This window comes from Catenulispora pinisilvae, assembly GCF_015356865.1.
In the GTDB taxonomy this organism is placed as follows: domain Bacteria; phylum Actinomycetota; class Actinomycetes; order Streptomycetales; family Catenulisporaceae; genus Catenulispora; species Catenulispora pinisilvae.
This window is the reverse complement of sequence record NZ_JAAFZA010000423.1, coordinates 1-4,643: the sequence shown is the minus strand read 5'-3', so window position 1 is coordinate 4,643 and position 4,643 is coordinate 1. Positions and strand designations below refer to the sequence as shown.

General features: G+C 67.8%; 3 protein-coding genes. All 3 read right to left on the bottom strand.

Annotated elements, in window-relative coordinates; genetic code table 11:
- Positions 1-994: 994 nt before the first annotated feature.
- On the bottom strand, positions 995-2,566 hold the full coding sequence (locus IZR01_RS48235) for a bifunctional 3-(3-hydroxy-phenyl)propionate/3-hydroxycinnamic acid hydroxylase (RefSeq protein WP_194899686.1): 1,572 nt from the start codon (positions 2,564-2,566) through the stop codon (positions 995-997).
- 43 nt (positions 2,567-2,609) lie between these two features.
- Positions 2,610-3,539: a glycine/sarcosine/betaine reductase selenoprotein B family protein gene (locus IZR01_RS48230; RefSeq protein ID WP_194927787.1), complete on the bottom strand. Its 930-nt coding sequence runs from the start codon at positions 3,537-3,539 to the stop codon at positions 2,610-2,612.
- A 181-nt stretch (positions 3,540-3,720) separates the two neighbouring features.
- A complete protein-coding gene (locus IZR01_RS48225) occupies positions 3,721-4,425 on the bottom strand; it encodes an AIM24 family protein (protein WP_194899682.1) in 705 nt (234 codons plus the stop codon).
- Positions 4,426-4,643 lie beyond the last annotated feature (218 nt).

Here is a 4,643-nt window from a genome sequence, read left to right as displayed (position 1 = left end):
GGCGGCCGCGTACAGCGCGAACTTGACTCCCGAGAACCGGCACTGTAGGCAAAGCCCTGCCGACGCGACCGAGGGGAACGAACCGAAAACCGACCGGAAGAAAAGCAACCGCAGGGCCCGTAGACGCAGGCTGGGCGATGCCGCTGCCGGTAAGAGCGTGGCGGCGGGCCGGTGGCCAGTTGGTCGACAGCGTGCCCGGGTGCGGTATGCGGCAACGGACCGGCTGCGCTCGCAGCAGCCAGCCCGCCGACTACCGACTTCCTCTGGCAGACCTTGCTTATCCGCCAGCATCAGCCTTGGCGGCCGGGCCGGGCCGGGCCGCACCCGCCAGCTCAGAGTGCGCAGCCTCGGGACTGCCGCGCTGCCAACACCGGGACCGGCGCCCGAACTCGCCAAGCTGCCGGTACCCGCACCCCCGTTTTGTACTTCTCCGGGCGGTTTTCGGTTCGTTCCCCTCGGTCGCGTCGGCAGGGCTTTGCCTACAGTGCCGGTTCTCGGGAGTCAAGTTCGCGCTGTACGCAGCCGCCACCTGCCCGCTTACAGTAAGGGCGCGGACTTTACTCCCGGGGTTCGGCGCTGTACCCCTTGGGGCTGACGACGCGACCGTGGGGAACGAACCGCAACCACCTCACAAACCGCCGCCGCAGGGCCCTGAGGTGACCCCCCTATGGAACCGCGCCAGTTCCCCGAGGGAGCCAAGAGCCCCCGCCGGAGGCGCCTGCCGTTGACTTCAGGCACCCACCACGCACGACCGCCGCCCGCCAACGCAACGTGTGCGCAGTGACTCGGACCCGCGCGCACCACCCGCACAACCGGCAGCCGCCAACGCAAACCGAGCGGCACAACGAACTGCGTCTCGATCCGTGATTAGTCAATACCAGGTAGTTCCGTAAAAATGCCTTTACCAAAGCACGAACCGCAGGCCACAAGCTAGAACCTTGCCACTCGTACCCGCCACTGACACCCGCCAGCTGCCGCCTGCCGGTTCCCATGTTCACGAAACGGGCACTGCGGATGGCAACAACATGGCCTGTAGCTTGGCGGCCAGGGCGTCCAACTCGGCCGAGTCGCCTGCAACCCCGAAGAGGTACCGATCGGGCCTGATGATCACCGCAGCTGCTCCCAGTCCCGTCACCCAGTCCCGGACTTCGCCCGAGAACTCGTCGAGGACATGGACGCCGAGCGACCTCAGCAGCGCTGTCGTCCGGGCCGTGATGCCGGACAGGACTGCGGGATCCCCCACCACGGCGAAGCGGTAGCCGACGACGTCGTCGAGGAGCTGGCCGCTCGTGGTCCGCGGCTGGGCGCTCAGCGTGCCTGCGAGTTCGGTCGCGTCGTCGCGGATGCCTGGGCCCAGTCGCGGGCGCAGTGTCTCGGTGTGGGAGACCGGCGGGTCGTCCTGCGAGGTCACCATGGCCTCGATCTTGTTCGCCAGGTGTGCGGACAGTGTCGTGTACGCGTCCACGTGTGGGTGGCGCTCAGTCTCGTAGGTGTCCAGGAGATCGGTGGGCGAGTCGCCGCGGAGTACCCGGCCGAGCTTCCATGCCAGGTTCGTGGCGTCGCGGATGCCGGAGCACATGCCCTGGCCCAGGTGGGGCGGCATGGTGTGGGCGGCGTCGCCGGCGAGCAGGAGTCGGCCGGTGCGCCAGGGGTTGGCGGTGAGGGAGCGCCACTCGTAGACGTCGCAGCGGAGTAGTCGGTACTCGTGCGGGCTGAACCATGGCGACAGCAGTTCGTAGGCCTTCTCGGTTCGTTCGAAGGCGGCGGAGTCGTCGTCCGGGCGGAGCATCACCTCCAGTCGCAGGCGTGGGGCGGCGATCGGGGTGAATGTCAGTGGGTTGCGGATCCCGCCCTGGATGAAGGCGTCGCGGGCGGTGAGTTCGTCCTTGACCACGAAGGGGGTGATGTCGATGATCAGCGAGCGGTGCGTCGCCTGGTGATCGGTCTGTGTGCAGCCCATGGACTCGCGCACGTTCGAGTTGGCGCCGTCGCAGCCCACCACGAACGACGCGCTGATCCGGCGGTGCTGGGCGGTGGCGATCTCGCGGAGGGTCAGCAGCACGCTGTCGCCCGCGTCCTCCAGCGTCGTGGCCTCCCAGCCGAAGTACGTGTCGGCCTTGGCGTAGTTGTGGGCGTGGCCGCGCAACACGGCCTCGAAGTCGGGCTGGTGGAACATGTAGTCCGACTGCCACCCCTGCTCGGTGCGGCCCCGGTTCATGTCCATCCGCATCACGACGCGCCACTCGGAGTCGTAGTGGCGGTAGGTGCCGATCGAGGAGAAATCCTTCTCGAGGTGCTCCAGACCGAGGGTCTGGAATGCTCGCATCGTCTCGTCGTCGACGTGGGTCGCGCGCGGACGGGCCATCGGCATCCGGCCGCGGTCGATGACGGCGACCCGCAGACCCTCCAGCTCCAGCAGGCGGGTGAGCGCCAGACCTGTGGTCCCGCAACCGATCACGGCGACATCGACATTGATGTCGGCATTGGCAGTGGCATTGATATCGGCATTGATATCGACATTGATATCGGCATTGACAGTGGCATCGCCGTCTATCGTTTTGTTCATATCCCTCTCCAAGTCCGGTGGCGCGTGGCAGTCAAGGCGGCGTTCAGCAGGCGCACCTGACGGCGAACTCCCGCTCGTTCCCGCCGCCCAGAACCTGCGTGTGGGCCGCCGCATTCGCCAGCACCGAGCCGCGGATCGCGTTGTCGAGGCGGTAGACGTCCGCGACGAGCGCCTCCCAGTCCCGGTTGCCGTCCGCGTCCCACTGGAACGGCAGACGCTCCAGCTCCCAGTCCGGCCCGGCCTGCTCGGCATGCTCCAGTGCCGCCTTGACGATCTCCCGTTGCTGCGCCTGCTTCCGCGGCCGACCCGCCGGACAGCCCAGCGGGAAGTCCAGGAACGAGGCACGCGGCGGCTTCAGGTACGTGGCCTGCTTGTACAACGTGGTGATGCTGGTGGTCGGGATCCCCCGCTTCTCGATCGCCCGGGCCAGAACCCCGAAGGCCACATGGCACTGCGGGCAGAACGGCACCACCAGCACCAGATCGACCCCCATGGCCTGGAACTCCTCAACGATCCGGGGAGCCACCCCGGTCGCCAGCTCGTCGAACTGGCTGATCGAGCCGACCATCGACACCGCGTTAGCCGCGTACCGGCCGATGACGCCGTCCCGCTCCAGATCGAGCATGGTGTCCCTGGGATAGGCCACATTGGGATCGGCGAGCGCGAAGGCCCGGATCGGCGTCATGTGCCCGAACAGCACCTCATCCAGGCCACGCTCCCTGGGCAGCAGCCGGTAGGACAGGTCGCTGTGCTGCCCGAGCCGCGGCTGGTCCGGAAAGTAGGCGCCACAGGACACCAGCAACCCGACCGTGGCCTCGCGCAACGGCACCCTCATCGGCGTCAACGCGGGAGGATCGAAGTCCGGCAACGGCTCGGGCTCGATACCCAGCACGTTCCTGAGCAGGCTGTCGGGGTCGAACACCGGGAACCCGGGAACCCCCAGGCCGGAAGTCGTCTGATCAACGTCGGTCACGGTCATCACCTCGGAAGGAAGCGGCTGAATACGCCCCAGAAGCGCGGGAAGCGCCTAGGTGAGACGTTACGAGCCACTCCACGGCCGACCGAGTCATTGGCCGAAAACTCCGGTGTCAGTTAGCGAACCGCACCACAGAACCGCGCTACAGAACCAGACCACGCCCGCCAAGCCGGCGGCACTAGCTGTTGCCGCTACGCTCCGGCAGGTACGGCTCCAACGAATGCGCCAAGTTCGGCAGCGGCATCGACTGTAGCCAGATCTGACCCGGGCCGGTCAGCGCCACCAGGAACAGCCCGTCGCCGCCGAACACCTTGTTCCGGATGCCGGGGACCGTCGTCATCGTGAACTGCACGCTGGCCTCGAACATACCGATGTGGCCCGGGTGCACCAGCATCTGCTGGCCCGGGCCCAGGGTGTAGGGGGACACTTCGCCGGACAGCTCGATCCAGGCCCGGCCCTGGCCGTCCAGGCGCTGGAGGACGAAGCCCTCACCGCCGAACAGCGAGCGGGAGAAGGTCTTCTGGAAGGCGACGTTCGTGGTGATGCCCGGGGTCGAGGCGAGCCAGCCGTGGCGGTGCACGATCATCGGCAGCTGCGGCTGGACGTCCACCGGCACGATGTGGCCCGGCATCTTCGAGGCGAAGCACAGCAGCGCGGTGCCGCCGCCGGTGGCGTCGTAGCGGGTCATGAACAGGCCGCCGCCGCCCGCCACGCGCTTCAGGCCGGCCATGAGGCCGCGCGCGCCGCCGGAGTTCGTGGTCTGCGACATCTGCACGTTCGGCGACATCCAGGACAGCTCGCCGTGCGGGGAGATGATCGACTCGCCGGGGCTGAGCAGGAACTCGAGCACCGGCATCGTGGTGCCCTTGATGTTGGCTTGCATCAGCCGTCTCCCCCTGTCGACGCCGTCATGGGGAATTTCTGTACGCCGATATACGGCCGAGCCTCCCCCTGGCACACCCTAGCCCGCGGCCCGCGTGAGCGAGAACTCGCTTCAGTGCGGAGCGCTGGGTGGCGCGGCGCTGACGGAGCGAGAGGAGGGGACGCCCGACGGTGCGGAACTCGTCCCCACAGTGAGCGGGGCATTGGTGGGGGTGGGGG